A 24,130-nucleotide genomic window follows, 5' to 3' on the forward strand; every position below is an offset into this window, starting at 1 on the left:
TTATCCGCATCCGGGGGAGCGGAAGCCGTCATCCGCAGGTCAGAGGGCGTCGACCACGTATTCGATCGACGCGATCAGCTGGCGCACATCGGATGGCTCGATGGCCACGAACGTCGCCACGCGCAGCTGGTTGCGACCGAGCTTGCGGTAGGGCTCGGTGTCTACGATGCCGTTCTGCCGCAGCGTCTTGGCGATGGCGGCGGCATCGATCGAATCGTCGAAGTCGATCGTGACGACCACCTGCGAGCGATGCGAGGGATTCGCCACGAACGGGGTGGCGTACGACACGCCCTCGGCCCAGTCGTAAAGGGCCGACGACGACTCGGTCGTGCGGGCCGAGGCCCAGCCCAAGCCGCCGTTGCCGTTGATCCAGGAGATCTGGTCGTCGAGCAGCACGAGCGTCGAGATGGCGGGGGTGTTGAGCGTCTGGTTGAGCCGCGAGTTGTCGACGGCGTTCTTGAGGCTCAGGAACTCGGGGATGTAGCGATCGGATGCAGCCACCCGCTCGATGCGCTCGATCGCGGCCGGCGACATCAGGGCGAGCCAGAGCCCGCCATCCGAGGCGAAGTTCTTCTGCGGGGCGAAGTAGTAGACATCGGTCTCCGCGGCGTCGAAGTCGATGCCACCGGCAGCGCTCGTGGCGTCGATCACGGTCAGCGCACCGGCGTCGCCGTGCACGCGCTCCACCGGCGCCATCACGCCCGTGCTCGTCTCGTTGTGCGGCCAGGCGTACACGTCGACGCCCTCGAGCACCTCGATCTCGCCGCGTGAGCCGCCCTCCGACTTCACCACGTGCGGGGCCTCGAGCCACGGCGCGCCCGCGGCGGCCGCGAACTTCGAGCCGAACTCGCCGAACGAGAGGTTCTCGGCCCGCTTCTCGATGAGACCGAAGGATGCTGCGTCCCAGAACGCGGTCGAGCCGCCGTTGCCGAGCACGACCTCGTAGCCGTCGGGCAGCGAGAAGAGGGTGGAGAGGCCCTCCCGCACCGAACCCACGAGGTTCTTGACGGGAGCCTGTCGGTGGCTCGTGCCGAGCAGGGTCGCTCCTCGCGTCACGAGGTCTTCGAGCTGGCCGGGTCGCACCTTGGATGGGCCGCATCCGAATCGTCCGTCTACGGGAAGTCGGTCGCGGGGGATCTGGATCTCGGCCATGGAGTCCATAGTATCGACGCACGAGGCCCGACCGGCACGGGGGGACACTAGGCTGGTTTAGGTACGCCTCACAAGGCCTAGGAGTATGCAGTGACTGATCTGATCGACACGACCGAGATGTACCTCCGTACGATCCTCGAGCTCGAGGAGGAGAACATCAATCCTCTGCGCGCCCGCATCTCGGAGCGGCTCGGCCACTCGGGTCCCACGGTGTCGCAGACGGTCGGCCGTATGGAGCGCGACGGGTTGGTCGTCGTCACCCTCGACCGGCACCTCGAGCTCACCGAGGCCGGTCGCAAGAAGGCGATCTCGGTGATGCGAAAGCACCGTCTCGCCGAGCGTCTCCTGAGCGACGTCATCGGGCTCGAGTGGGAACTCGTGCACGACGAGGCATGCCGCTGGGAGCATGTGATGAGCGAGCAGGTCGAACGGCGCATCCTCGACATGCTCGACCACCCCACGGAGTCGCCGTACGGCAACCCGATCCCGGGGCTCGACGCCTTCGGAGACGCGGCCTCGATCCCCTTCACCAAGGGCGTCGTCAACATCGTCACGCTCGTGCACGGAGCGGTCGGAGCGCAGACGAAGACCATTCGCCGGCTCGGTGAACCCGCCCAGGTCGACCCCGAACTCCTGCTGCAGCTCAAGCAGGCGGGCGTCGTTCCGGGCAACACCGCGGCCTTCACGGCGGTGGGTTCCTACGTTCTAGTCGAGGTTGAAGGTTTCAGCGAAGGCCTCGAGCTGCCGAACGAAGTCGCAAGCCACATATTCGTTGGTATCTAGCCGACCGGGGCATCCGTAGCGTTACGGAATTGTTAAAAAGCGGGCCGGTGGAAGTGACAAACGGCACGGCCTCCCGTATTCTCGGACGAGTCCACGACCCGCCCCAAGGGTGTGGGCACGGGCCAAGACACCTCGTTTCCCGTCTCTTGGCTGCAGAAACCGCACGCTACTCGGTGTGGACGGGAGCAGAGCCCTAGCTGCGAGAGGTGCCGGAGGATTTGATTTTGGCCCAGACTGGTGACTCGCTCGATTCCGAGCGGAACCCCGAGAACCCGAACACACCCGAGACACCCACCCCGCAGGCGATGACCCGTCGCGAACGTCGTGAGCTCGAAGCCCGTGAGGGCGTCGCCGCATCGACCGCCGTGGCCGTCCCGACCTCGAAGGCCGTGGAGCGTATCGCGGCTCCGGCTGTGCCCGTAGCGCCTGCGGCGGCCAAGCCCCGCGCCGATGTGGCCGTTCTGGCCAAGCGCGGCCCGAGCATCCGCAAGCCCCGCTTCACCAAGCGTGGTGCCGTGAGCGCGGTTGTCATGACCTTCGCCGCGGCCCTGATCGCCACGATGGCACTTCCCGCCTACGCCTTCGGTGGTGGCGGCAGCTTCGACGCCGGTGTGGCGACGGATGCCGACCTGAGCGGTGCGCAGACGCTCGTCGTTCCGGATGCCTCCGCGGCCCTCGCGGTGAGCCGCGACAACTACAAGGCACCGACGACTGAAGAGCTCGCTTCGTCGCGCCAGGCCGCTGCCGCCGCCGTCGCCGCCACGGAAGCAGCTGCGGCTGCGGCGAACACGGCCAGCACCACTGCCGCAAAGGGCGCCACCTCGTCGAGCGCCTTCACCGTCAACCCGCCGTCGGGCTCCTACAGCGGGGCTGCGATCGTGGCCTTCGCCGAGCAGTTCGTGGGCGTCGTGCCCTACGGAAGCGGTGCGAGCCCGGACACCAGCTTCGGCTGCGACGGGCTCACCCAGTACGTCTTCGGCGCCTTCGGCATCTACCTGCCGCGCACCGTGAGCAACCAGGCGGCCATGGGCATCCCGATCTCCCCGGCGGATGCGCAGGCCGGCGACCTGATGATCTACCCGATCGGCCACGTGGGCATCTACGCGGGCGACGGAACGATGATCGACTCGCCCGACTGGGGCCGATACGTCGAGCACCGCCCGGTCTGGGGCAGCTACTACTTCGTCAGGATCGTGGCCTAGCCCGCATCCCGACCCGGTGATGGTGTGTAAACACTTCGTTACCGACACATGAAACGGCGCCCACCTAGTAGGTGGAGCGCCGTTTCTGTCGTAACCTGATGCTCTGATCGTCCTCGAGAGCACGGAGAGCCTGATGACACACGGTAGGAGCGTCCGCACCACGGGCCGTCTCCTGCTGCTCGTGCGCAGGCACACGAGTGGACTGAGTCAGAGCCAGATACCTGGTTCTGCATGCAAGGCGCTGTCATCATGACGGCGCCTTTTTTGTTGTCCGCACGTCTCCTGCCCTCCCTGGCGGGCTGTGAATCATCGAACACCTGGAAGCCGTCCAGGTCTCTTCGAAAGGGAGAGCATGCGAACACTTGTACTCAATGCAGGATATGAACCGCTCGGAGTCGTCTCGTTCAAGCGAGCGCTCGTCCTCGTGCTGAATGAGAAGGCGCGCGTCTTGGCGAGCGATGAGGAGCATCCGGTTCTCGGCACCTCGGTCGCCTTCGACCGCCCGGCCGTCATCCTGCTCACCCGCTACGTGCGTGTGCCCCTGAACCGGATGATGCCGGTCTCGCGCCGGGGCGTGCTGCGTCGCGACAATCAGCGCTGCGGCTACTGCAATGCATCCGCCAGCACGATCGATCACATACAGCCCCGTTCGCGCGGCGGCAAGGACACCTGGGAGAACCTCGTGGCCTGCTGCCTGCGCTGCAACAACATCAAGGGCGATCGCACGCCCGAGGAGATGGGCTGGTCGCTGCGCTTCGCCCCGCGGATGCCGCACCAGGCGGGCTGGTCGATCAAGGGTGCCGAGAAGGCGGAACCGCAGTGGGAGACCTTCCTGCCGGCGGAGGCCCTCGCAGCCTGACGCCGTGGTGTGCGCCCGCCCGCTAAACTGGGCGGGTCAGCCTCTGTAGCTCAATGGAAGAGCAGTTCCGTCCTAAGGAAAGGGTTGGGGGTTCGAGTCCCTCCAGGGGCACCCCTCCACTCCGGTAGGGTCGACGGGTGATTCAGAGTCACTCGGCCGATGCGGAGGCCAGGTCGGCGCGACGTGCGCAGGTGCGCGTCATCCTGGCGGGCTCGGTGCCCAATCTCGTGCAGTGGTTCAACCTGTACGTGTACGCCACGTTCGCCCCGTACTTCCGCACCGAGTTCTTCGATCCCGATTCGACGGAATCGCTCGTCTACGTCTACGGGATCTTCGCCCTGACCTTCGTGGTGCGGCCGCTCGGCTCGTGGCTGTTCGGCCGGCTCGCCGATGCGCGTGGGCGGCAACGGGCGCTCGTGCTGGCGGTCGCGATGATGTCGGCCGGATCCGTCGCCCTCGCGGTGACCCCGACTCAGCAGGCGATCGGTGCGTGGGCGGCTGTGATCCTCGTGGTCGTGAGCGTCTTCCAGGGCATCGCGACCGGGGGAGAGTATGCGGCCGCCACGGTGCTGTTGTCCGAGTCGGGAACTCGGGGGCATCGCGGATTCTTCGCCTCCTTCCAGAGCACGACGATCGTCGGCGGGCTCGTGCTCGCCCAGGCGTGCCTCCTGGTGCTCCTGGCGGCGAGCGACCGCGCGGCCATCTCCGAGTGGGGCTGGCGTCTCGCATTCGCCGCGGGAGGTGCGGCCGGACTCGCCTCGTTGTGGTGGGCTCGCACATCCGATCGCGCGCCCTCGACGCAGAAGGTGCCGGGATCGGCCCCGGCGTCGACGCTCGGAGCGCTGTTCCGCCAGCATTGGCGCCCACTCGTCTGGGTGTTCCTGTTGACCGCGGGCGGCAGCGCAGCGTTCTACACCGCCACGGTCACCGTTCCCCTCCTCGTTCGCGAGACGTTCTTCGCCGCCGACGGTTCGAGCGGAGAGGTCACGGCGACGGGACTCGTGCTCGCCGCCCTCGTCGTGCTGATGCTGCTGCAGCCACTCGGCGGTGCCCTGAGTGACCGGATCGGCAGAAAGCCCCTCCTCATCGCCTTCGGGGCGCTGGGCGTGCTGGGCGCCGGACTTCTGGTGCAGGCGACCACGCGGGCGACGTCACCGCCTGTCGTGTTCGGCATCCTGCTTCTCGCGTTCGCGGTGTTGACCTGTTACCTGTCGGTGAACGGCATCGCCAAGGCTGAGGTGTTCCCCGCCCACATTCGAGCGCTGGGCGTGGGCTTCGGGTATGCCGTGGCGAACTCGCTCTTCGGAGGCACGGCGCCGGTGATCTACCACGCCACGGCCGCCGACGACAGCACCGGCTTCGTCGTGTACCTGACCGCACTGCTCGCAGTGACACTGTTCGCCGCCCTCAGGATGCAGGGAGGATCCGCCACCGCACTCGATGCGCCGAAGAGCGCGGCGGGGCGCTGAGCCGCGTGCTCAGCCGAGGGCCGGTACGCTGGCGGGAGTTCGAGTCCATCGGGGCTCTTGACCTCGGGAGTTTTGCGTGCTGGATCCACTTCTCGACCTCAACATCGTCGACGGGCTCGTGCTCGGGGCGTGCAGCGTCGCGAGCCTCGCCTTCGTGCTCTACCTGATCGCGCGCCGGCCCTCGAGGCTCTGGGTGCTCACCGCGCTCGTGGGCATCCTGGGAGCCGCGCTGATCGCACTCGTGATCGTGTTCCTGGTGGAGAAGGTCTGGAACACCTTCGGCGTCGCCTTCTCGCCCACCACCGTGATGTGGATCGTGCTCACCTTTTCGGCCGTGGGTCTCGCCATCGTGAACCTGTGGCGCTCGCGGGTGCTGCGCAAGATCATCGCGATCGTCGCCATCCTCGTGTTCGTGCTCACCGGTGTGGTGGGGGTGAACGCGAGCATCGGCATCACGAAGACCGTCGGTGCGCTGCTCGGCATCTCCACTGCGAAGCCGTTGCCGGTTCCCGGCCCGATCGTGTCCCCTGGGCCCACCAACGCCGGCCCGCTGTACCAGACGTGGTCGCCGCCGGCCGACATGCCCGCGACGGGCAAGGTCGGGTCGATCGACATCCCCAACACCGTGTCGGGCTTCGACGCGCGCCAGGCCGTGGCCTACGTGCCGCCGGCCAACCAGGTGGAGAACCCGCCTCAGCTGCCCGTGGTGATCCAGCTGAACGGCCAGCCCGGCAGCCCCAGCCTCGATGACACGAAGACCGCTCTCGACGCGATGGCCGCGGCCAACAACGGGCTGGCACCGATCGTGATCAACCCCGATCAGCTCGGTGGCGACGGCAGCGTCGATCGGCTCTGCCTCGACACCTCGCTCGGCAACGTCGAGACGTACATCATGAAAGACGTCGTGCCCTATGTGAGGACGCATTTCAACGTCATCCAGGACCCGAAGTACTGGACCTTCATGGGCTTCTCCAACGGCGGTGAGTGCGCGGCCTACTTCGGTGCCAAGTACCCCGACACGTTCGGCAACTTCGTCGACATGTCGGGCGACGAGTACCCGGGCGTGGAAGACAGCTCGACCGCCGCGAACCTCTTCGGCGGCGATCAGGCGGCGTACGAAGCGACCTGGCCGGTGAACATCATGAAGCGCACGACCTACCCCGACTCGGTGGCGGTCTTCACCATCGGCGGCAACGACGAGTTCAAGGCGGGTATCCAACGCCTCCGGGATGCGGCCACGGCCGCGGGCATCAAGGTGACGTACACCGAGATCCCGGGTTCGGGCCACGACGGCGCCTCCGTCACCGGCGGCCTCGACGCGGCCTTCACCACTCTCTACCCGCGCTGGGGCCTCAAAGCCCCCTAACCGAACAGGCGGAATGCCTCGTCGTATCGGTCTTGCGGAACGGTCTTGAGCTTGCCGATGGCCTCCACGAGCTCGACCCTCACGATGGCGGTCGAGCGGGTGGCGACCATGGTCCCCCAGGCCGAGTCGTGCACGGCATCGACCGCCGCCATGCCGAGACGCGTGGCGAGAACGCGGTCGGAGGCGCTGGGGGTCCCTCCTCGTTGGATGTGACCCAGGGTCGTCGATCGGGTCTCGATACCCGTTCCCTTCTCGATGAGCGGGGCGAGCATCTCGCCGATTCCACCGAGGCGCGGCCGGTCGAAGGCATCGAGCCCGCGCTCGGAGTGCGCGTGGTTCATGCCCTCGGGCACGAAGCCCTCGGCGACGACCACGATCGGGGTGCGGCCTCGTTCGAAGGGTTTGCGCACCCAGTCGCAGATCTCTTCGATCGACGCGCGCTGCTCGGGGATGAGGATGGCATGGGCGCTCGTAGCCATTCCTGCGTGCAGTGCGATCCATCCCACGTGGCGGCCCATCACTTCAGCGACCATGCACCGATGGTGCGACTCGCCCGTCGTGTGCAGGCGATCGATGGCTTCTGTGGCGATCTCGACTGCGGTGTCGAACCCGAAGGTGTAGTCGGTGGCCGAGATGTCGTTGTCGACGGTCTTGGGCACACCCACGATGTGGATTCCCTCGTCGTGCAACAGCTTCGCGGCGGTGAGGGTGCCTTCGCCGCCGATCACCACGAGGGCATCGACGCGATGCTCCCGCAGCACTGCCGCGACACGGCCGGGGCCACCGCCCTCCTCGAAGGGCGAGGTTCGCGATGTGCCGAGGATCGTGCCGCCGAGCTTGGAGATGCCACGCACGCTGCGCCAATCCAGCTCGACGGCGACGCCGTCGAGAACCCCCCGCCAACCGTCGATGAATCCCACGAATTCGTCTCCGTATCCGCGGATGCCACGGAGGACGCACGCGCGGATGACAGCGTTCAGCCCGGGGCAGTCCCCGCCGCTGGTGAGTATGCCGATGCGGGTCATCGCGTCACACCGGCACCACGTGAGGATGCCGCACTCCGCCTTGCAGGCGCGTGATGTACTCGCGGTGGCCGGCGATCTCGGCCTCGATCCGCTCGGTGTCCCAGCCGGCGACGGATGCGGCGAAGATCGCGACCTCGCGCTCGACATCCGTGCCGAGGGCGGGCTCGAGGCCGACCATGGTGCGGCGGTGGAGGATGTCGACCAGCGTGAGGGCGCCCTCCGACGTGAGTGCGTGCACGACCTCGGCTGCCGTGACGGCCCCGCGACCCTGGCCGAAGACGGCCTTGAAGCGGTCATCGCTCGCATGCAGCTCCGCGATCCGCTTCGCGCGCGCGCCGTAGACGGCGACCAGGCGATCCGAGATGTCACCGTCCCAAGGCAGCTGCTCCCGAAGTCGTGAGGCGTTTCGCACCTTGGCTGCCCAGGTGGCGGAGTAGGCGCCGGGCAACGGCCGCCTGGCGGTGGCCGACTTGGGCAGCTTCGTGCCCAGGATCTCGCCCGCCTTGTCGGTGACCTGTTGGCCGAGGCTGAGGTGCGGAGTGAGTTTGCCACCCACGATCGTGATGAGACCCGGGACGCTGTCGTGGGTCAGGATGAGATGGCTGCGCGGGATGGATCCCGGCTTGGCGCCGGGCCGATACGGCAGCGGCCGCACGCCGGTGTAGGTCAGCAGCACGTCATCGGTTGTGAGGTGTGCTCCGGGGATGAGGAGATTCGTCTCCGAAAGCAGATAATCGACCTCGTCGTCCTTCCCCCGTACGGCCGAGGCGTCGCCTTCGAAGTGGTCGTCTGTTGTTCCGATGAGGTAGCGGCCGTTCCACGGGATCACCAGGATCGGCCGGTTGTCGGAGCGCGCCTCGAAGTAGATGCACGCTTCCGGTGCGCCGGGAAAGGCATCGACCACGAAATGCGTGCCGGTGGTTCCACCGACCTGGCGGTCGATGCCGTGCTTCGAGCCGAGCTCGTCGACCCAGGGGCCCGCGGCGTTCACCACACATCGCGCTGCGATCTCGAACGTCTCCCCGGTGAGTGTGTCGCGAGCGGTGACGCCGGTCGCGCCGTCAGAGCCGGTCAGCACCTCGACCGCCTCGACGTAGTTGGCGACGTCAGCACCCGAGGCCTGGGCCGAGAGAATCGTTTCGAGCACGAGGCGCTCGGGGAAATCGACCTGGCCGTCGTAATAGCGGGCAGCGCCCGTGAGGCCTTTCTTGTCGAGTCCGGGAAGTTCGGCCGCGATGTCCTTTCGGCCTAGTCCGCGATGGGTGGGCAGCGACTTCGAGAACGAGAGGACGTCGTACATGATCATGCCGATCCTGAACATCCACCCGGGCAGGTGATTGTGCCTGTAGAACGGGACCACGAAGGCCAGGGGTTGCACCAGATGCGGAGCGATGCGCAGCAGGCACTCGCGATCGTGCAGCGATTCGTACACCAGTGGGATCTCGCCGTGCTCCAGATACCGGAGGCCGCCGTGGATGAGACGGCTGTTCCAGGAGGACGTTCCGATCGCGAAGTCCCCCTTTTCGATCAGGGCCACACTCAAACCGCGTTGCGCGGCATCGCGGGCGACCGCGGCTCCGTTGATGCCGCCGCCGACGATCAGCAGGTCATACGGGCGACGGGTCAGACGGCCGGAATCCGCCCGGAAGAAGTCGTTCATGCTGTCTCTTTCTCCATTGACGTTGACGCTCTCCTGGGTGCGGTCGAATGACTGCACCTAAGATGTATATACATCATCGCACAACTTGATCCCGGGCTGATAGATTCGGGATTCCCACCCCGGCGAGGAGGCCGTTCCATGTTGCCCACGACCCTGATCGGGTGCAGTTCGAAGAGCTATTTCACTGCATCCACCGCCACTGAGTGGCTTGACATCGTCTCCGCCGGCTTGGCTGAGATGCCGCTCCGCGGGGAGGGGGTCTTCCTCTGTGTGCCGTTCCCTCTCGTCACCGAGGCGATCCGGGTGCTCAAGCCCTTGAATGCTCTCGTCGGAACCCAGGACGTGTCGTCGTTCCCGAGTGGGCCCTACACGGGGGAGGTGAGCGCCGAACTGCTCTCCGGACTCGGTTCCCGATTCGCGATGGTGGGTCACCCCGAACGGGTGAAGAACAACGGCGAGGGCCCGGCCGATTTCGCGTCGAAGTCGGAGGCGGCGGCGGCTTTCGGAATCGTGCCCATCCTGGTGGTCGGGGAGCCGGAGCGCGGGGCCGACCCCGAGCAGGTCATACGCCCTCAACTCGACGCGGCATTCGGCCGGGTCGATCCTCGGTGCCCGGTGGTGGTGGCCTACGAGCCCACATGGGCCATCGGTCAGGCAGAGCCTGCACCCGGCGAGCACGTGGTCGGAGTCGTGGCACGCATCCGTGAGCTGCTGGCCGATATGGGCCGTGCCGGCACGCGTGTGCTCTACGGGGGCAGCGCCGGTCCCGGGACATTCGACGGCATCGCGCGAGCCGGCCGCGCTGCGGGCAATCCCGCAGGAGTTCCGGATGGGGTCTTCCTGGGTCGTGCCGGCGTCGATCCACATGGATTCCTGGCCACCGTCACCGAGGTGCGAGCGGCCACCGGTTCCTGACAGGCCGGGGTGGGGCGGTGGCCGCCCGCTGGGTGCCGCCCCACCCGCCTAGAGGGTTCCCCACGCGGCGACAGCGAGGCCGAGTTCTTCGTTGGAGGCCGCCGCCTCGGCCACCGGCACTCCGGCCATCCTCGCGTCGACCGCCTGCCGCATGGCGCGGACGCCGGCGGCGGCACCACCGGGGTGACCCTGAATGGCTCCACCGACGCCCAGCACGATGTCGTTGCCCAGGTCGCTCACGTAGCGATCGACGGTTCCGGGATGCACCCCGCCGCCGATTATGGGCATGGTGGGGCGGATGCCCGGACGCTCGAGCAGCAACTGATGGGCGGTGCGCACGTACTGCAGCGGGCGGACGGGATAGCCGCTGTAAGGAGTCGTGACGAGCGCCATGTCAGCCCCTGCGAGGCGCGGGAGCAGGCCCATGGCGAGGGGCGCGCTCATCCCTGTTGAGGCGCCTTCGAAATAGGGCGCCGCTCCCGCGAAGTGGCCGAGCACGGGTACGCCCACGCTCTCGGCGAGTGCTTCGAGTGCGCCGTAGCCCGCGGTGGCATACGTCACCATCACGGCCCGCGCACCTGCGTCGACCGCTCGCCGTGCGGTGTCGAGCATCCGGTCGGGGCGGTCGGTGACATTGGGGATGTAGAGCGTCTCGATCCCGGTGCTGTCGGCCGCCACTCGTGCGGCGGCGGTGAACCGGCGCACGCGTTCGACCACGGGGGAGTAGGGCGGGTTGGCGATCAGCTCATCGTCTTTGATCATGTCGATCCCACCGAGCGCGGTCGCCAGGAAGATCTCGGCGCCGGCCTCGGGGGTCAGCCCCGTGCAGGGCTTGATCATGTTGAGCAGCAAGGGGCGGTCCACCACGCCCAGGAGCTCGCGCAGGCCCTCGACGCCGAAGGAGGGGCCGCTGAACTCGGCGGCCAGGCTGTCGGGCAGCTCGAGTTCGACGAGCTTCGCCTGCACGGAGGTGGATGAGTCATTGCCGATGACCGTGGTGAGGATCATCGGAATCGACGCACCGAAGTTGATCGTCGGGATCGCGATCCGCACGAAGTAGCCGAAGTACTCGGCCGACTCCCCGACGATGACGTCGATCGGCGGAGCGCTGAGCACGCTGATGACCCGAGCTTCGTGCTGTGCACGCATGCGATCGGTGACGCCGGGCACGGGCAACCAGGTACCGATGGTCTGACCGACGGCGAATGCCGCTGTTCTGGCCAAGACATCTGCATCGGAGGGGAGCGCGAGGTAGTAGGTGGCGACCAGGTAGTCGTCGCCCCGGAGCTTCTCCGGTGTCGCGAAGAGGCTGAGTGGGGTGGGCATGTCGTGCTCCTTAGATCTCGGCCGGTGAGCCGGCGGCGATGAGGTTCCGAGTGAGCTCGAGGATGACGGCGGCTCCGTCATCGGCATGGTGGCCGGTCTGATGGCGGGTCACGTCGACGACCTCCTGCCGGGCGTTCCCCATCGCCACCGGGTGGCCGATCTGTGAGAGCCACACGACGTCGTTGCCGCCGTCGCCGAGACCCAGCACGTCGTCGGGGGAGAGGCCGAGGCGCTCGAGCACGAACTGGAGTGCCGCCCATTTGTTGGCATCGGAGTCGACGAGCTCGAAGAACACGTCCATCGATCGGGTCGCGCGAGGGAGGCGCTCGAGAATCTCCGATGCCGTGTCATCGAGTCGCTCCGGTGTGCCGTAGAGCATCATCTTCACCACCGTGGCGGGCTCGATGGTGCCGGGGTCGGCGACGGCGACCTCGTCTTCGTTCAGATCGATCAACTGTCGTCGCATGGGGCCGTCGCGCCCGACGACGATGTCGTCGGGCGTCCACCAGGTGAGTTCGAGGTCGAGGTCGCGATGAGCGCCGATGGCGGCTTCGACGTCACTGCCGTGCATGGTGATCACGCGGGTGTTCTCTCCTCTCACCGGGTCGACGACCACCGCCCCGTTGCAGCACACGACCTCATTGGTGATGCCGAGGTGCTGGGCCAGCTCGAGGGTGTTCTGGCGCGAACGCCCGGTGAGGAGAATGACTGGGATACCGAGTTCCAGAAGTGACCCGATGGCGGCCCTGGTGCGTGGACTCACACGATGGTCGCCACCGGCGATCGTTCCGTCGACGTCGAGCGCCACCACGCGCACCGCCGCCAGCTGCCCGGTATCCCAGTCGGTCATTGAAATCGTCTCCTTGTGTCGGTCAGCTCAGTGCGGTCACGATTGCCGCCGCGCCCAGAACGAGCGTCGTCGCCGGCCAGATGGCCGCCGCCGGGGGGTCGATGTGCGTGTCGCCGTGAGCCAACCACAGTCGGCTGAAGATCTCGGCGAACCACGCGCCGATCAATCCTGCGGCCGCTCCGATCAGCATCGCGATCCACGCTTCCCCTCCCACGAGTGGGAGGAACGTGACGGCTGCAACCCCCGCGGGGAGGGTGATGTGGTGGGTCACCGGCACCGGCAGGCCGATGCTCAGGAAGATGAGCGAGACCGCGGAGATGCCGAACATGAACGTCTGCGCACTGCCGCTCAGCTGGGGCAGAGCCTGCAACAGGGTCACTGCGACGAACGCGGAGAGCAGCCCCACGAAGATTCCGAGCACGGTATTGGGCACGAAGCGCTCCTGCCCCTCGATCCAGCGTCCTTTGTCGCTCGGCGAGTAGGCGGCCCAGCCCGAAGATCCCGTTCCGTTGTGCTGGAAGACCTTCGTCTTGCCGAAGAGGATGCGCACCACGATCGCCGAGATGATCACGGTGACCGCCACCGAGTCGGTGTGGGCGCCGAACCACGGGATGATCGCCACCAGCTTCTGGAGAACGTATCCGAAGACACCGAAGCCCGCACCCACGAGGAGCACGTCGGGTCGCGCGAATTTCGCGAGCGGAGTCACGATGTCCTTGCCGACGAGGTCGCTCTTGCGGGCGGCGTAGGCAGCCGCCGCCACGCCGCCGGCGAACGCGATGTGCGGCCCGAATGCGGGCCCGAACGCCACCTGGCTCAACAGGGTCGAGTTCGGGTCGGCGATCAATGCCACGACGCCGACGAGCACGAGGATGCCGGTGAAGATGAAGGCTTGGAGTGCCCCGATCGCGGCACCGAAGAAGCCGCCGGCGGCGGCGGCGAGAAGGGAGGCGAAACTAATGTCCATTGAAGGATCCTTTGCGTCACGTCGTTGTGCTGCTGTGGGCGGAATGCCCTGAAGACTCCGGCACGATGCGGGAGCGAGGGGAAGCGTATCGCTCGGATGTCTATCCGGGCAATACTTGACTATACAGCTACGTACGAATACGTTTACGCCAGTCATACAGGTCCCGTGCATTCGCACGGGCCGGTCTTTAACACGACGAAGTGGGAGACATGGTCAAATACATCCTCGGTATCGATGAGGGCACAACAAGCGCGCGCGCATTCGTGATCGATGAAGACAGCAATGTGGTCGGCTTCGGGCAGGCCGAGCTGACGCAGATCTATCCGCGACCCGGTTGGATCGAGCACGATCCGATGCAGATCCTCAACACTCAGCTCGAGGTGATCCGTGCCGCGCTCCGAGACGCGGGCATCTCGCCCGACGAGCTCTCCGGCGCCGGCCTCACGAATCAGCGCGAGACCGGCATCGTTTGGGAGAAGGAGACGGGCCGGCCGATCTACAACGCCGTGGTGTGGGCATCCCGGCACTCCGTCGACGTGGTGCAGGGCTGGGTCGACCAGGGCATCGGCGGGCTCATCCAGGAGCGCACCGGACTGATTCCGGATGCCTACTACACCGGCTCCAAGATCCGCTGGATCCTCGATCAGGTGCCCGGAGCGCAGGGTCGCGCCGAGCGCGGAGAGCTGCTCGCCGGCACAGTCGACACCTGGCTCATCTGGAACCTCACCGGGCGCAAGTCGTTCGTCACCGACTACTCCAACGCCTCACGCACGATGATGATGAACCTCGAGACCCTCGAGTGGGATGAGGAGCTGCTCGGCCACTACGGCATCCCGAAGCACATGCTCGCCGAGATCCTGCCTTCGGACTCGAACTTCGGTGACCTCGAAGCCACGTTCGGAACCTCCATCCCCATCGGTGCAGACCTCGGCGACCAGCAGGCCGGGCTCTTCGGACAGGCCGCATTCCGCAAAGGCCAGGTGAAGATGACGTACGGCACGGCCGGCGTGCTCAACATCAACACCGGCGACACTCCCATGCGCATCGAGGGGCTCACCCCGAGTCTCGCGTGGGGGGTGCAGGGCACGACGGCCTACGAGATCGAGGGCGTGCTGTTCTCGATGGGCAAGACCATGCAGTGGTTGCGTGATGATCTCCAGCTGATCCACGCCGCGCCTGACAGCGAATGGTATGCCGGTCAGGTTGCCAGCACGGAGGGCGTCTACCTCATCCCCGCCTTCACGGGGCTCGCCGCCCCCACGTGGGACCCGTACGCCCGTGCGGCCCTGATCGGGATGAGCAACGCCACCAACCGCCTGCACATCATCCGCGCCGCGGTCGAGTCGATGGTCTACCAGACCCGTGATGTCGTGGATGCGGCGATCGCGGGTTCGGGCATCACGATTCCCGAGCTACGCGTCGACGGTGGCGCAGTGAAGAACAATCTCCTCTGCCAGTTGCAGGCCGACATCCTCGGCATTCCGGTCGTGCGGCCCAAGGTGGCCGAAGCCACGATCTTCGGAGCGATGCTGATGGCCGGCTTGTCCACGGGCGTCTTCTCGAGTCTCGAAGAGCTCGAGTCCAAGTGGGCTGTCGATCGGGTCTTCGAGCCGGAGATGAGTCGCGACGAAGCCGAATCGCTCTACGCGGGCTGGACGGCGGCACGGGAGCTGACGAAGGGCTGGACCAAGAAGGTCAACCTCGCGTGAGCGGGTCGACCCTCTGAACACCGGGGCGGGGCGGATGCGATCGGTCGCGTCCTCCCCGCCCGCCTGGCCGCCCCGGCCTCCCCATCAGACACGATGAAGTGAGAGAACTATGACGCAGTACATCCTCGGTATCGACGAAGGAACGACGAGCGCTCGCGCGTTCGTGATCGACGAGGACGCGAATGTGCTCGGTTTCGGACAGGCGGAGCTGACGCAGATCTATCCGCGGCCCGGCTGGCTCGAGCACGACCCCATGCAGATTCTGAACACCCAACTCGACGTCATGCGCACCGCACTCTCACAGGCAGGCATCAGGGCTGATCAGCTGAGTGCCGTCGGTCTGACCAACCAGCGTGAGTCCGCGATGGTCTGGGAGAAGGACACCGGCCGCCCGATCTTCAACCTCATCGTATGGGCATCGCGTCACTCCGACGAGATCGTGCAGGGCTGGGTCGATTCCGGCTTCGGGGAGCTGATCAAGGAACGCACGGGACTCGTGCCCGATGCCTTCTATGCAGCCTCGAAGATCCGCTGGATCCTCGACAGTGTGCCCGGCGCCCAGGAACGCGCCGAGAGGGGCGAGTTGCTCGCCGGCACGGTCGACACCTGGCTGATCTGGAATCTGACCGGACGCACCTCGTTCGTGACCGAACCCTCGAACGCCTCTCAGACCATGATGATGAACCTCGACACCTGCGAATGGGACGAGGACCTCTTGCGAGGCATGGGAATCCCGCGCCACATGCTCGCCGAGATACTGCCCTCCGACGCGACGTTCGGCTCGATCGAAGCCACTTTCGGGGCGGATGTCCCGATCACGGCCACTCTCGGCGATCAGCAGGCCGGTCTCTTCGGTCAAGCCGCGTTCAAGCAGGGCCAGGTCAAGATGACCTACGGCACGGCGGGTGTTCTCAACATCAACAACGGGGCGACTCCGTTCCGGCCGGAGGGTCTCACTCCGAGCGCCGCCTGGAACATCCAGGGCCGCATCAGCTACGAGACCGAGGGCGTGGTCTACGCGATGGGGAAGACCATGCAGTGGCTGCGCGACGACCTCCAGCTGATCCATGCCGCGCCCGACAGCGAATGGTACGCCGGGCAGGTTGCGAGCACAGAGGGCGTGTACTTCGTGCCGGCCTTCACCGGTCTCGCGGCTCCCACCTGGGACCCGACCGCTCGTGCCGTCCTGGTGGGCATGAGCAACGCCACGAGTCGGCTGCACATCATCCGTGCCGCCGTGGAATCGATGGTCTACCAGACGCGCGATCTCGTCGACGCCGCGGTGCAGGGTTCGGCCTTCGACATCCCGGAGCTTCGCGTCGACGGGGGAGCGGTGAAGAACGATCTGCTCTGCCAGCTCCAGGCAGACATCCTCGGTATCCCGGTGATGCGACCGAAGAACGCCGAGGCGACCATCTTCGGTGCGATGTTGTTGGCCGGGCTCTCGGCAGGGGTCTACACGAGCCTGGACGAGTTGGAGACGAAGTGGGTGGTCGACCGGGTGTTCGAACCGGGCATCAGCCGGGACCACGCCGACTCGCTCTACGCCGGCTGGACGCAGGCGCGCGATCTCACGGGCGGCTGGACCCGCAAGTCCGCCTGAGTGCGAGGAACAGAAGAGACGATGCGCGGCACAGCACTCCCCGCTCTGAGCGGGCACCCCATCGAATTCGATTCGTACGTCTTCGATCTCGACGGCACCATCTATCTGGGGGAGGCGCTGCTCCCCGGAGCCGAAAGGCTCGTCGAAGGCCTCCGCGACCGAGGGAAGCGGGTGGTCTTCTGCAGCAACAACCCCACCAAACGGCCGGAGGACTATGCGGAGAAGCTCACCCGGCTCGGTCTGAGCACAGATCCCTCAGACGTCTACACCAGCCTGACGGCAACGGTGAGCTGGATCTCGCGGATGATGCCCGAAGCCACGGTCTTCCCGATCGGTGAGGAACCACTTGTGATGGCCCTCGCCGAGGCGGGAATCGCGATGAGCGACGATCCCGAGCGCGTCGATCTGGTCGTGACCTCGTACGACCGCGGGTTCGAGTACCGCAAGCTCCAAATAGCGTTCGACGCGCTGTGGTTCCACAAGCGTGCCCGGCTGGTCACGACGAACCCCGACCGATTCTGCCCCTTTCCGGGAGGCCGAGGAGAGCCGGATGCGGCCTGCATCACGGCCGCGGTCACGGCCGGCACCGGGGTCGAGTGCGAGGCCGTCTTCGGCAAGCCGTCGAAGGATCTGCTCGACATCATCAGCGCGGAGACCGGCCTCGACCCGGCCACGAGCGTGATGGTGGGGGACCGGCTGGCCACCGACATCCTGTTCGCCCACAACACGGGCATGTGCTCGGCTCTGGTTCTCACCGGAGAGGCCGACCTCGACCAACTGAGTGCCGCGCCGGAGGAACAGCGGCCGACCTGGGTGCTCGAACGAATCGACGATCTACTCGACTACGACCGTGTGAGCGCCTGACCATGGTGCGCACGCCGAAGGGACCCATGACAACCGCCTCCGAAACCGCACACCCGGCCGGATTCGCCGACACGCTCGCGGAACACTCGCTCTCCGCCTCCGGTGGGTCGATGACGACCGTGGCCGGACCGGGCGCACTCGCTGCACTCACCGGTCTCATCGCCCACATCGCGCCCGAAGGCGAGATCGTCATTCTCTCGGACGGTGCACCGAAGACGGTGGCCGGCAGCGCTGTGATGGACGCGGTGATCGCTGTGCTGCCTGCCGGGCGAACCGCCCGGTGTCTCGTCGCGGCCGAGTCGGGCCACGGCGTGGTGCTCGACGAGACGACGATCGCCGAGGTCTCCACTCGCGCACGGGGTGCGGCGGTCGTCGTGTCGGTGGGATCCGGGACGGTGAGCGACCTCGGCAAGGTGGTGGCCGCAGCCGTCTCCGCTCCCCTGATCTCCGTGCAGACCGCGGCCTCGGTGAACGGGTTCGCGGATCCGCTCTCGGTCGTCGTCGTCAAGGGCGCCAAACGGACCGTGCCGACTCTGTGGCCCTCTGCGCTGGTGATCGACCACGGTCTGGTGGCCGAGGCGCCTGCGGCGCTCACCCGCGCAGGCGTGGGTGATGCGGTGGCCATCTGGTCGGCACCCGCGGATTGGTATCTGGCCTGCGAGATCGGTATGGATCCTGGGCGCTACGACGACCGGTTCGTGGAACCGGTGAAGCGCATCGCGCCGCGGCTCTCTGATGGATCCGTCACCGAAGCCGACAGGATCGCCGCACTCATCGAGGTGCTCACGGTGGGCGGTCTCGTGATCGGTGACGCCGGCACCACGGCGCCGCTCTCGGGAGTGGAGCACCTGGTGAGCCATGTGCTCGACATGGCGGCGATGGCAGAGGATTCCCCGCACGACCTGCACGGCGCTCAGGTCGGTGTGGCGAGCATCCTCTCGGCAGCTCTCTGGGACATCGCTCTGCATGAGGAGAAGATCCTCGACGCGGATCCCGCTGACTTCGCGGTACCAGAAGGTCTGCGTGAGCGCGTCCTCGCCACCTGGGCGAGCTGCGATCCGTCTGGTGTGCTCGGCGAGGAATGCTGGAGCGCGGTGCAGAAGAAGATGGGGCGATGGAACGATGAGCAGCCGGCGGTGCGTGCGTTCTTCGCGGAGCGCGACCGCCATCGTGCACGGCTCGACGAGCTGGCAGGAGACCCTGCCGAGCCGGCGGCGGCGCTCGCGCTCTGGGGGGCTCCTCGCACCTTCTTGGCTCTGACGCCGGCGGTCTCACCCGAGCGCGCTCGTTGGGCGCTCGCGGCCCTGCCGTTCATGAGAGACCGCATGAGCCTCGCCGACCTGCTCGTGCTGAGAGGGTGCTGGAACGACGAGCTCTTCGACCGGGTCTTCGCGCGAGCCGCCGATGTCGGAGGTGGGTTGTAACTAGATGTATAGAGTTGCCTATACTTGTTATATTGGTAGACGATCCGTGCAACGCTGCACGATCCTCGAGGAGGGAATACCTGCATGACTTTCGCCAGCACGAAGAAGCTCGCGCTCGCCGCCCGGGCGGGAGGCTACGCGGTTCCGGCCGTCAACATCGTCGACAGCATCTCCATCGCTGCGGCGGTCGAAGCTGCCGACGCCGCGGGTTCACCGATCATCTTGCAGACGTCGGTGAAGACGGTCAAGTACTTCGGGGCCCCCGTGCTCGCTGCGGTGGCGCGATCGGCTGCCGAGGCCGCATCGGTTCCCGTGGCGCTCCACCTCGACCACTGTCCCGACCGATCGGTGATCACCGAGGTGATCGCGCACGGCTGGTCGTCGGTTCTCTTCGACGCCTCCGATCGTGCATTCGAGGTGGCTCGGGGCGAGACCGCGGAGGTCGTGGCCGAGGCGCACGCGGCTGGTGTCGACGTGGAGAGCGAGATCGAGAACATCGTGGGAGTAGAGGACGGTGTCGGATCGGATGATCCGAACGTGCACTTCTACTCCGACGAGCAGCTCGTGGGAGTGGCTCTGGAGACGGGAACGGACCTCATCGCGCCGGCGCTCGGCACGGCCCACGGTTTGTACAAGGCCTCACCCGTGCTCTTGGTCGATCGTGTCAAAGCGCTCGCCGCTCTCACCGACGTCCCTATCGTGCTGCACGGCGGCACCGGCCTCTCAGCGGAGGACTTCAGCGCGTTCATCTCCGCCGGTGTGTCGAAGATCAATATCTCGACCGCTCTGAAGCTTGCCTACATGCACTCCGCCCGCGACCACCTCGCCGAGGCGGAGAGGGCGGGCAAGTGGGAGCCCGTGAAGCTCTTCGACCAGATCGGCGGAGCTGTACGGGCCACGGTTCAGGAGAACATCCAGCTGTTCGGCTCTGCCGGCCGAGCGGGGGAGTCCGCATGAGCGCCGCCCCCCGGGCCTTGCTTCTCGACTGCGACGGCGTTCTCGCCGAGACGGAGCTCGACGGCCATCTCGTGGCCTTCAACCGCACATTCGAGCAGCTCGGATTCCCGTTCCGCTGGACGGCCGAGGAGTACGGACCGCTGCTGCGCATCGGAGGCGGCAAAGAACGTCTGAAGGCGTACCTCGCCGCGCATCCGGAGATCGACCTCGGCTCGGGCGACGAGCTGGACGAGAAGATCCTCGCGGCACACAAGCTCAAGTCGGCGATCTATGTCGACCTCGTCGACTCGGGGACCCTGCCGGGCCGTACCGGGATCGCCCGCATCATCGGCGAAGCACTGGATGCGGGCTGGCAGGTGGCGTGTGCCTCCACATCGGCGCAGAAGAGTGTGGAGGCCGTTCTGGCATCGGTGATCGGGCCCGAGCAGCGCGAGCGGATGGCGGGCGTGTTCGCCGGCGACGTGGTGCCTGCCAAGAAGCCGGCACCGGACATCTATCTGCTGGCAGCCGCCTCCCTCGGACGGTCGATCGACGAGGTCGTCGTGGTAGAGGATTCGCAGTCGGGTGCTGCTGCTGCCGCCGCCGCCGGGATGGCCCACGTCGTGACGGTGAGCCACTTCACCGGGGATGACGACTTTCCTGACGCGACCGTGGTGGTCGATTCGCTCGGCGACGCCGGTTCACCCTCGAAGCTGCTCGCCGGCCTCGACGTGCGCAATGCCGATGGCTTCATCGACCTCGACGGTCTGGAAAAGGTCATCGAGGCCGAGGCCGAGGTCGTGGCCCGCGGCTGACTCGGGGTGCGGCGTGGTCCCGGTCGCCTCAGAGGTCGTAGTGGAACTCGAGGCGGATCATGTCTCCACGGAAGTGGATCCGTGAGAACTCGAACGGCAGCCCCGAGGCCGAGGAGATGCGCTGCTCGAGCAGCAGCAATGGCGTACCGACCCTGTTGCCGAAGAGCTTGGCCTCGACCTTCGTTGCGGACGAGGTCTCCAGAGTCTCGGTGACCTTCGCCATCTGCAGGCTGTAGTCGAGTTCGAGCACCGTGCACAGCTGCTGGGTGGCCAGATCGCGATCGATGATGCCCGGCGCGAGCGACTCGGGCACGTAGGACTCGTGCAGGCTGATGGGGGTGTCGTCGACCCGGCGCAGTCGCCGGATGGCATAGACGGGCGTGCCCTCGGTGAGCGAGAGCTCGCGCGCGACCCGGCCGTCGGCCTCCACCAGCGCTTCACTCAGGATCTCGGTCTTCGTGGCGTAGCCCTGCTGCTCGAGCTGCTCACGAATGCCCATGTAGCTGGGAGAGCGGGTGCTGATCTTGCGATGTGAGACGAAGGTGCCCTTGCCCTGCACGCGGAACAGCAGGCCTTCATCGACGAGACGGGCCAAGACCTGGCGTGCGGTCATGCGGCTGATGCCGAAGAGCGTGTTGAAGTCGTTCTCCGACGGGATCTTCTGATCGGGTACCCATTCGCCACCCGTGATCTTCTCGCGGATGAGGTCGGTGAGTTGCACGTAGAGCGGTATCGCAGAGTTGCGATCGAGTGTTTCCGGGCCCGCAGACCCGCCCATCGTGGCCCTCGAAGTCTCTGTCACCGTCGGAATCTCCTTACATGAGACCAGCACGCTCGGACCGATTTGCCGAATCCTGCCCACGCTCTCGCATTGGCGATGTGTACATGTATAGAGTTGTACGGTAGCCTGATTGATGCGCGACGCAATAGTTGTGCTTCGCTCAAGCATACCGGACGCCTTCGGCGACGAGGCCGACAGTCAACTCCGCACTCCCTGCGGCGGATTCATCAAGGATGAGGATTCATGGCAACCACCACACGACTGAAGCCTGCGGCCCAGTGGGTCGAGCTTCGCACCACGAAGTCCGACTGGGACGCTGCAGACCCTGCCCTGCTGCAGACCATGCTCGTGCAACTCAATCTCATTCGAGCGTTCGAGGAATACGTGCTCGAACTCGCCGGACAGAAGCTCATCAACGGTCCCGCGCACTCGTCGATCGGCCAGGAGGGTGGCGCCGTCGGATCGATCCTCCCGCTCGTCAGCGCCGACCAGATCAATGGCTCGCACCGAGGCCACCACCAGTTCATCGCCAAGGCGCTCGGCCACATCCAGCCGGATGGATTCGACGCCACGGCGGAGTTCTCGCCGGCAGTGCGTGAGGTGCTCTACCGCACACTCAGCGAGATCGCGGGCCTCGCCGACGGCTACTGCAACGGTCGAGGTGGCTCGATGCACCTGCAGTGGACGGAGGCGGGCGCCATGGGCACCAATGCCATCGTCGGTGGTGCCGTGCCGTTCGCCGTGGGGTTCGGCTGGGCCGACCGTCACGCCAAGACCGACAATGTCGCCTTCTCCTACTTCGGTGACGGCGCGATGAACATCGGTTCGGTTCTCGAGAGCTTCAATCTCGCCGCGGCCTGGACGGTGCCCACCTGCTTCTTCGTGGAGAACAACCAGTACGCGGTGTCGACCAGTGTGCAGGAGGCGACCGGCGAGGCGCGCCTCTCCGGTCGCGGACTGGGGTTCGGCATCCCGTCCTGGCGGGTCGACGGGCAAGACACCCTCGCGGTGTATCTCGCCACCAAGGCGGCGGTCGACTACATGCGCGACGGCGGCGGCCCCACCATCATCGAGGCCGACACCTATCGGTACTTCCATCAGAACGGTCCGTTCCCGGGGAGCGCCTTCGGCTACCGCAGCAAGGACGAGGAGAAAGGCTGGCGCGACCGCGACCCGATCGCGCTCGTGGAGCAGCACCTCGTGCGCCGCGGCATCCTCGCCTCAGACGACGCGAAGGCACTGCGCGCCCGGTGCAAGGCCATCATGCAGGAGATCGGCACGACGGTCGTCGAGCAGGACCCGAATGGCAAGCCCGGACAGCTCCGGATCCAGGAGCAGTTGTGGCCGAGCCCGGAGTTCATCAACGTGGGCATCCGAGGCGAGATCCCGTCTCTCGAAGGTGCGACCGTCAAGCGCGTGAGCGACTTCACCGCCGACGACCTGGTCGAGAAGAAGTTCGTCGATGTGGTCGCGGATGTGATGCATCGCCGAATGGAGCAGGATCCGTCGATCGTGGTACTGGGCGAGGACGTACATCGTCTGAACGGCGGTTCGCGTGGAGCCACCAAGGGGTTGGCCGACGACTTTCCCGATCGCACGCTCGGCACCCCGATCTCCGAGGCCGCGTTCACGGGCTTCGGCGGAGGGCTCGCCCTCGACGGTCGCTACTACCCGGTGGTCGAGCTGATGTACGCCGACTTCCTCTGGGTGGCGGCAGATCAGCTCTTCAATCAGATCGGCAAGGCGCGCCACATGTTCGGCGGCGAGCACGACATGCCGTTGCTGCTGCGGATCAAGATCGGCACCAATACCGGGTACGGATCGCAGCACTCGATGGACCCTGCCGGCATTCTCGCCACCAGTGTGGGCTGGCGCATCATCGCGCCGTCGACACCGCTCGACTACGTGGGCCTGATCAATACCGCGATGAAGCTGAAGGACCCGATCGCCGTGCTCGAACACGACGCCGACCTCTACAAGGCCGTGGGCCAGGCTCCCAAAGACCTCGATTTCTGTCTGCCGTTCGGTGAAGCCGAGGTGCGCCGAGAAGGCTCCGATGTCACCGTGATCAGCTACCTGGCCATGGTGCAGCGCTCGCTCGATGCCGTCGAGGCCGCGAACGTCGATGGCGAGGTCATCGATCTGCGGTGGCTCGACAAGGCGAGCCTGGACTGGGCGACCGTCGGCGAGTCGATCAAGAAGACCAACCGCGTGGTGATCGTGGAGCAGGGCTCGGCCGGGACCTCCTATGGCGGATGGCTGGCCGACGAGATCCAGCGGCGCTATTTCGACTATCTCGACGCTCCTGTCACCCGGGTGACCGGTTCCGAGTCCTCGCCCAGCATCTCCAAGGTGCTCGAAAAGGCCGCTCTCGCGAGCGCCGACGACATCGTCGCCGCGCTCGTCGGAATCGTCTGAGCGCCG

The 24,130-nt window shown here is 66.4% G+C and carries 20 protein-coding genes and 1 tRNA gene; 14 read left to right on the forward strand and 7 right to left on the reverse strand.

Annotated features, from left to right (window positions below; genetic code table 11):
* Window positions 1–39: 39 nt before the first annotated feature.
* Window positions 40–1,152, reverse strand: a complete 1,113-nt coding sequence (serC, locus tag EPO52_RS15605; RefSeq protein ID WP_290808287.1) for a phosphoserine transaminase — start codon at window positions 1,150–1,152, stop codon at window positions 40–42.
* 90 nt (window positions 1,153–1,242) lie between these two features.
* Here serC and EPO52_RS15610 point away from each other — a divergent pair, with 90 nt between their 5' ends.
* The 6 genes from EPO52_RS15610 (at window position 1,243) to EPO52_RS15635 (ending at window position 6,831) form a co-directional block, all read left to right on the forward strand.
* Window positions 1,243–1,935, forward strand: a complete 693-nt coding sequence (locus tag EPO52_RS15610) for a metal-dependent transcriptional regulator (RefSeq protein ID WP_290808289.1) — start codon at window positions 1,243–1,245, stop codon at window positions 1,933–1,935.
* 224 nt (window positions 1,936–2,159) lie between these two features.
* Window positions 2,160–3,137 (forward strand): NlpC/P60 family protein, encoded by a 978-nt coding sequence (locus EPO52_RS15615; RefSeq protein WP_290808292.1) that lies wholly within the window; start codon window positions 2,160–2,162, stop codon window positions 3,135–3,137.
* 352 nt (window positions 3,138–3,489) lie between these two features.
* Window positions 3,490–3,996 (forward strand): HNH endonuclease, encoded by a 507-nt coding sequence (locus EPO52_RS15620; RefSeq protein WP_290808295.1) that lies wholly within the window; start codon window positions 3,490–3,492, stop codon window positions 3,994–3,996.
* A 39-nt stretch (window positions 3,997–4,035) separates the two neighbouring features.
* Window positions 4,036–4,107 (forward strand) — tRNA-Arg (locus EPO52_RS15625).
* Window positions 4,108–4,133: 26 nt separating this feature from the next.
* Window positions 4,134–5,465, forward strand: a complete 1,332-nt coding sequence (locus EPO52_RS15630; protein WP_290808297.1) for an MFS transporter — start codon at window positions 4,134–4,136, stop codon at window positions 5,463–5,465.
* A 76-nt stretch (window positions 5,466–5,541) separates the two neighbouring features.
* Window positions 5,542–6,831, forward strand: coding sequence for an alpha/beta hydrolase-fold protein (locus tag EPO52_RS15635; protein WP_290808300.1), 1,290 nt, complete (start codon window positions 5,542–5,544; stop codon window positions 6,829–6,831).
* Here the strand turns inward: EPO52_RS15635 and EPO52_RS15640 are convergent.
* Window positions 6,828–7,856, reverse strand: a complete 1,029-nt coding sequence (locus EPO52_RS15640) for a 6-phosphofructokinase (RefSeq protein ID WP_290808302.1) — start codon at window positions 7,854–7,856, stop codon at window positions 6,828–6,830. The two genes, EPO52_RS15635 and EPO52_RS15640, sit on opposite strands and share 4 nt — an antisense overlap.
* 4 nt (window positions 7,857–7,860) lie before the next feature.
* Complete coding sequence (locus EPO52_RS15645) at window positions 7,861–9,516, reverse strand: glycerol-3-phosphate dehydrogenase/oxidase (RefSeq protein ID WP_290808305.1); 1,656 nt, start codon at window positions 9,514–9,516, stop codon at window positions 7,861–7,863.
* 138 nt (window positions 9,517–9,654) lie between these two features.
* Between EPO52_RS15645 and EPO52_RS15650 the strand changes: the two genes are divergently transcribed.
* Window positions 9,655–10,431: a triose-phosphate isomerase family protein gene (locus EPO52_RS15650; RefSeq protein WP_290808308.1), complete on the forward strand. Its 777-nt coding sequence runs from the start codon at window positions 9,655–9,657 to the stop codon at window positions 10,429–10,431.
* Window positions 10,432–10,479: 48 nt separating this feature from the next.
* Here the strand turns inward: EPO52_RS15650 and EPO52_RS15655 are convergent, their stop codons facing one another.
* The 3 genes from EPO52_RS15655 to EPO52_RS15665 are packed head-to-tail and all read right to left on the reverse strand — an operon-like array spanning window position 10,480 to window position 13,574.
* Window positions 10,480–11,757, reverse strand: a complete 1,278-nt coding sequence (locus EPO52_RS15655) for a RuBisCO large subunit C-terminal-like domain-containing protein (RefSeq protein ID WP_290808311.1) — start codon at window positions 11,755–11,757, stop codon at window positions 10,480–10,482.
* Window positions 11,758–11,767: 10 nt separating this feature from the next.
* Window positions 11,768–12,607: an HAD family hydrolase gene (locus EPO52_RS15660; protein ID WP_290808312.1), complete on the reverse strand. Its 840-nt coding sequence runs from the start codon at window positions 12,605–12,607 to the stop codon at window positions 11,768–11,770.
* A 22-nt stretch (window positions 12,608–12,629) separates the two neighbouring features.
* On the reverse strand, window positions 12,630–13,574 hold the full coding sequence (locus tag EPO52_RS15665; protein ID WP_290808313.1) for a hypothetical protein: 945 nt from the start codon (window positions 13,572–13,574) through the stop codon (window positions 12,630–12,632).
* A 209-nt stretch (window positions 13,575–13,783) separates the two neighbouring features.
* On the opposite strand from EPO52_RS15665, the gene EPO52_RS15670 reads away from it, so the two are divergent.
* From EPO52_RS15670 to EPO52_RS15695, 6 genes are all read left to right on the forward strand, one after another.
* Window positions 13,784–15,283, forward strand: coding sequence for a glycerol kinase (locus EPO52_RS15670; RefSeq protein ID WP_290808315.1), 1,500 nt, complete (start codon window positions 13,784–13,786; stop codon window positions 15,281–15,283).
* 109 nt (window positions 15,284–15,392) lie between these two features.
* A complete protein-coding gene (glpK, locus tag EPO52_RS15675; RefSeq protein ID WP_290808319.1) occupies window positions 15,393–16,886 on the forward strand; it encodes a glycerol kinase GlpK in 1,494 nt (497 codons plus the stop codon).
* A 21-nt stretch (window positions 16,887–16,907) separates the two neighbouring features.
* Window positions 16,908–17,750 (forward strand): HAD-IIA family hydrolase, encoded by an 843-nt coding sequence (locus tag EPO52_RS15680; RefSeq protein WP_290808321.1) that lies wholly within the window; start codon window positions 16,908–16,910, stop codon window positions 17,748–17,750.
* A gap of 26 nt (window positions 17,751–17,776) precedes the next feature.
* Window positions 17,777–19,174, forward strand: a complete 1,398-nt coding sequence (locus tag EPO52_RS15685; RefSeq protein WP_290808324.1) for an iron-containing alcohol dehydrogenase — start codon at window positions 17,777–17,779, stop codon at window positions 19,172–19,174.
* Window positions 19,175–19,258: 84 nt separating this feature from the next.
* A complete protein-coding gene (locus tag EPO52_RS15690; protein WP_290808327.1) occupies window positions 19,259–20,131 on the forward strand; it encodes a class II fructose-bisphosphate aldolase in 873 nt (290 codons plus the stop codon).
* Complete coding sequence (locus EPO52_RS15695; protein WP_290808330.1) at window positions 20,128–20,925, forward strand: HAD-IA family hydrolase; 798 nt, start codon at window positions 20,128–20,130, stop codon at window positions 20,923–20,925. The genes EPO52_RS15690 and EPO52_RS15695 overlap by 4 nt, the downstream gene beginning before the upstream one ends.
* 28 nt (window positions 20,926–20,953) lie before the next feature.
* On the opposite strand, the gene EPO52_RS15700 is transcribed toward EPO52_RS15695, so the two are convergent.
* The gene (locus EPO52_RS15700; RefSeq protein WP_290808332.1) at window positions 20,954–21,727 is read right to left on the reverse strand and encodes a GntR family transcriptional regulator; all 774 of its coding nucleotides are present in this window, start codon (window positions 21,725–21,727) and stop codon (window positions 20,954–20,956) included.
* Between the two features lie 222 nt (window positions 21,728–21,949).
* Between EPO52_RS15700 and EPO52_RS15705 the strand changes: the two genes are divergently transcribed.
* Window positions 21,950–24,124, forward strand: coding sequence for an alpha-ketoacid dehydrogenase subunit alpha/beta (locus EPO52_RS15705; protein ID WP_290808335.1), 2,175 nt, complete (start codon window positions 21,950–21,952; stop codon window positions 24,122–24,124).
* Window positions 24,125–24,130: the final 6 nt, after the last annotated feature.

It is taken from the genome of Herbiconiux sp. (assembly GCF_004297105.1).
GTDB lineage: Bacteria > Actinomycetota > Actinomycetes > Actinomycetales > Microbacteriaceae > Herbiconiux.